Origin of the sequence: Protofrankia coriariae (assembly GCF_001017755.1) — a bacterium.
Taxonomy (GTDB): Bacteria; Actinomycetota; Actinomycetes; order Frankiales; family Frankiaceae; genus Protofrankia; species Protofrankia coriariae.
In genome coordinates, this window is record NZ_JWIO01000073.1 from 5,044 (window position 1) to 9,940 (window position 4,897).

The following is a 4,897-nucleotide window of genomic DNA, read 5'->3' on the forward strand; positions in this document are numbered from 1 at the left end:
GCCGGTACCGGGCCCGCCGGTACGTTGATCGTCAACGGGCTGGTTGGCGTCGGGGCCGTACGGCTGCTCCCAGGCGGCCTGCAGCCCGGCGTGGAAGCTCTGCAGCGGCCGCACGCCCATGTCGCCGCGCACCAGCGCCTCGATGGCCTGTACGCAGGCGGCGGCGCCCTGGATCGTGGTGACACAGGGCACGCCGGTGGCCACGCACGCCGCCCGGATCTCGTATCCGTCCAGCCGCGGCCCGACCCCCCACGGAGTGTTGATCACCAGGTTGATCTGGCCAGATATGATCATCTCGACGCAGTCGACCAGGTTCGGGTCGGGCACGGAGTGCTTGCCCAGGACGACCGCCTTCACCCCGTTGCGGCCCAGCACCTGCGCGGTCCCCTCGGTGGCGTAGACGACGAAACCGAGGTCGGCGAGCCGTTTGACCGGGAATATCATCGCCCGCTTGTCCCGGTTGGCCACGGAGACGAACACCCGGCCGTAGACCGGCAGCGACAGGGAGGCTGCGGCCTGGGACTTGGCGTAGGCGGCGCCGAAACCGGCGTCGATGCCCATCACCTCGCCGGTGGACTTCATCTCCGGGCCGAGCACGGTGTCCACCCCACGGCCGCCGACGTCCCGGAACCGGCCGAAGGGCAGTACCGCCTCCTTCACCGCGATGTGGGAGTCCAGCGGCAGGATCGCGGCGTCGCCGTGGGCGGGCAGCAGCCCCTCCGCGCGCAGCTGCGCCACGGTCGTGCCGACCATCACCCGGGCGGCGGCCTTCGCCAGCGGCACCGCGGTCGCCTTGGACACGAACGGCACGGTCCGTGACGCCCGCGGGTTGGCCTCCAGCACGTACAGCACATCGGCCTGCAGCGCGTACTGGACGTTGAGCAGGCCGCGCACGCCCACGCCCTCGGCGATCAGCCGGGTGGACTCGCGGATGCGCTCCAGCTCGCCGCGTCCCAGGGTGATCGGCGGCAGCGCGCAGGCGGAGTCACCGGAGTGGACCCCGGCCTCCTCGATGTGCTCCATCACACCGCCGAGGTACAGCTCGGTGCCGTCGTAGAGCGCGTCCACGTCGATCTCGACGGCGTCGTCGAGGAACCGGTCGACCAGGACGGGGTGCTGCGGGCTGATCTCGGTCGCCCGTTCGATGTAGCCGCGCAGCATCGCCTCGTCGTAGACGATCTCCATCCCGCGCCCGCCGAGGACGTAGGACGGCCGTACCAGCACCGGGTAGCCGATCCGCTCCGCCACCGATCGGGCCTCGTCGAAGAAGGTCGCCACCCCGTGCGGCGGCGAGGGCAGCCCGGCCCGGGCGAGCACCTGCCCGAACAGGCCGCGGTCCTCGGCCAGGTGGATCGCGCGCGGCTCCGTCCCGACGATCGGGACGCCGGCGGCGGCCAGCGGCGCGGCAATGCCCAGCGGGGTCTGGCCACCGAGCTGGACGATCACGCCGACCAGTTCCCCGGCCTGCTGCTCGGCGTGGACGACCTCCAGGACGTCCTCGACGGTGAGCGGTTCGACGTAGAGCCGGTCGGCGGTGTCGTAGTCGGTGGAGACCGTCTCCGGATTACAGTTGATCATGATCGTCTCGTAGCCGGCGTCCGAGAGCGCCATCACCGCGTGGCAGCAGGCGTAGTCGAACTCGATGCCCTGCCCGATCCGGTTGGGCCCGCTGCCCAGCACGATCACCCGGGGCCGGTCGCTGGGGGCGACCTCGGTCTCGCTGTCGTAGGACGAGTAGTGGTACGGCGTGGCCGAGGCGAACTCGGCCGCGCAGGTGTCGATGGTCTTGTAGACGGGCCGGATGCCGGCGCGGTGGCGGGCCGCGCGCACGGCGTCCTCGGTGGTGGCGAGCAGGTCGGCGAGCTGGGCGTCGGAGAAGCCCAGGCGCTTGGCCCGCAGCAGGTCGGCCGGGGCGAGGTCCACCAGGTCACCGGTGACGGTGGCGGCGACCCGGTTGAGGTGGTCGATCTGCTCCACGAACCAGGGGTCGATGCCGGTCACCTCGGTCACCCGCAGCCGGCCCGCCCCGGCCCGCAGCGCCCGCTGCACCGTGCGCAGCCGGCCGTCGTGCGGGACGCGGGCCCGCTCCAGCAGCTCCTCGGCGTCCCCCGGGTCGCCGGTGAAGCCGAACACCGCCGACGGCTGCTCCAGCGAACGCAGCGCCTTCTGCAGCGCCTCGGCGAAGCTGCGCCCGACCCCCATCGCCTCACCGACGGACTTCATCGTGGTGGTCAGCGCCGGGTCCGCCCCGGGGAACTTCTCGAAGGCGAACCGGGGCACCTTGACCACGACGTAGTCCAGCGTCGGCTCGAAGGCCGCCGGGGTGGTGCGGGTGATGTCGTTGGGGATCTCGTCCAGGGTGTAACCGAGCGCGAGCTTCGCGGAGATCTTCGCGATCGGGAACCCGGTGGCCTTCGAGGCCAGCGCCGACGACCGGGACACCCGGGGGTTCATCTCGATCACGACGAGCCGCCCGGTCGCCGGGTCCACGGCGAACTGGATGTTGCACCCACCCGCGTCGACGCCCACCGCGCGCATGACCGCGATGGCCGTGTTGCGCATCTGCTGGTACTCGCGGTCGGTCAGCGTCATCGCCGGGGCGACCGTCACAGAGTCGCCGGTGTGCACCCCCATCGGGTCGACGTTCTCGATCGAGCAGACCACGACCACGTTGTCGGCCCGGTCGCGCATCAGCTCGAGCTCGAACTCCTTCCAGCCGAGCACGGACTCCTCGACCAGGACCTCCGACGAGGGGCTGGCTGCGATGCCGTCCGCGGCCATCCGGCGCAGTTCGTCGGCGTCGTGGGCGAAACCGCTGCCGGCGCCGCCGAGGGTGAAGCTCGGGCGCACCACCACCGGGTAGGAGAACTCCTCGGCGGCGGCCAGGCACTCCTGCGGGGTCGTGCAGATGGAACTGCGGGCGGTCTCGCCGCCGATGGCGGCCACGATGTCCTTGAACGCCTGCCGGTCCTCGCCCGCGCGGATCGCGTCGATGTTCGCGCCGATCAGGCGGACGCCGTAGCGGTCGAGGACGCCCGCGGCGTGCAGGTCCATGGCGGTGTTCAGCGCGGTCTGCCCGCCCATGGTCGCCAGCAGCGCGTCCGGGCGCTCCCGTTCAATGATCTTGGCGACCGTCTCCGGGGTGATCGGCTCGACGTAGGTGGCGTCCGCGAGGTCCGGATCGGTCATGATCGTGGCCGGGTTGCTGTTGACCAGCACCACCCGCAGCCCCTCGGAACGCAGCACCCGGCACGCCTGTGTCCCGGAATAGTCGAACTCACACGCCTGGCCGATGACGATCGGCCCCGACCCGATGACCAGGACGCTGGTCAGATCCTCCCGCCGCGGCATCAGCGCACGCCCTCCCGTCCGCGTCCCCGCCTACTCGCCCCCCGGCCCGCCCCGCGGGCACCCGGCTGGTGGCCCGCCGGCCCCGGGGTGGCTCGCCCCCGGGTGGCCGGCCTGTGGGCCGGCTCGCAGCGTCCCATACCCGGCCCGTCGCAGTGCCCCACAGCGCCGTGTCCGCTGGGCGTCACCGGCGGGCGGCCGTGCCCGCTGGGCACCACCAGTAGGTGGCCGTGTCCGCCAGGGCCTGCCGGCGGACAGCCAGGACCGTCGGGCGTCACCGGCGGGCGGCCATGAGGTCGCGGAAGCGCTCGAACAGGCCGTGCGCGTCGTGCGGGCCCGGCGCCGCCTCGGGGTGGAACTGGACGCTGAACGCGGGCACGTCCAGGCAGGCCAGCCCCTCGACCACGTTGTCGTTCAACGCCACGTGACTGACCTCGACCCGCCCGTACGGGGTCTGCGTGACACCGTCGAGCGGCGCCTGGACCGCGAAGCCGTGGTTGTGGCTGGTCACCATGATCCGGCCGGTCGCGGTCTCGGCCACCGGCTGGTTGACCCCGCGGTGGCCGTAGGTCAGCTTGTACGTCTCGAAGCCGAGCGCCCTGGCCAGCACCTGGTTGCCGAAGCAGATCCCGAAGACCGGGACCCCCGCGTCGAGCACCCGGCGCACCGCCTGGACCGCGTAGTCCGCCGCCGCCGGATCGCCCGGGCCGTTGGACAGGAACACCCCGTCCGGCGTCAGCTCCAGCAGCTCGTCGGCCCCGCTGCGCGCCGGCAGGACGTGCACCTCGCAGCCGAGGGCGCTCAGCGCGTTCGGGGTCGCCCGCTTCATGCCCAGGTCGAGCGCGGCCACCCGGAAGTAGGGGACGTCGGTGGCGGCCCGCACGACGTAGGGCGCGCGGGTGCTCACCTGCGGCGCCAGGTCGGCGCCGACCATGCTCGGGCTCATCCGCACCCGTTGGAGCAGCTCACCGGGGTCCTCGGTGGCGGGGCCGATGCCGCACCGCATCGCCCCGCGCTCCCGCAGGTGGCGGGTGAGGGCCCGGGTGTCGATGCCGCTGACGCCCACCACCCCGGCGTCCGCCAGTTCGTCGTCGAGGGTGCGCCGCGCCCGCCAGCTCGAGGCGATCCGGCTCGGGTCGCGCACCACGAAGCCGGCGACGTGAATCCGCTCCGACTCGTTGTCGTCGTCGTTGACCCCGGTGTTGCCGATGTGCGGCGCGGTCATGACCACGATCTGCCGGTGGTAGGACGGGTCGGTGAGGGTCTCCTGGTAGCCGGTCATACCGGTGGCGAAGACGACCTCGCCGAAGGTCTCCCCCCGCACACCGAACGCCTCGCCGACGAAGTGGCGCCCGTCCTCCAGCATCAGCCGGACGTCCGGGCGGCTGGCGTGCGACGCGGTGGAGCGCGCCGGCCCGCGCAGGTGGCCGGGCAGGCCACCTGCCGTCGACGTTCGACCGCCGGACCCGTCCCCGCCTACGCTCACCGCGTCCCCAATCCGTTGCGATACGTCCCCGGCCTGTTCCGGCGGGCCGCCGCCCCGCGGGCC

At 72.7% G+C, this 4,897-nt stretch carries 2 protein-coding genes (1 of these 2 cut by a window edge); both read right to left on the reverse strand.

Annotated elements, in window-relative coordinates; genetic code table 11:
* Positions 1 to 3,351: the 5' portion of a carbamoyl-phosphate synthase large subunit gene (gene carB, locus FrCorBMG51_RS23750; protein WP_047225230.1), read on the reverse strand. Its footprint begins 72 nt before the window's first position; the window shows 3,351 of its 3,423 coding nt (coding positions 1-3,351); it begins with the start codon at positions 3,349 to 3,351; the stop codon falls past the left edge of the window.
* Positions 3,352 to 3,622: 271 nt separating this feature from the next.
* Positions 3,623 to 4,714, reverse strand: coding sequence for a glutamine-hydrolyzing carbamoyl-phosphate synthase small subunit (carA, locus tag FrCorBMG51_RS23755; RefSeq protein WP_047225231.1), 1,092 nt, complete (start codon positions 4,712 to 4,714; stop codon positions 3,623 to 3,625).
* Positions 4,715 to 4,897: the final 183 nt, after the last annotated feature.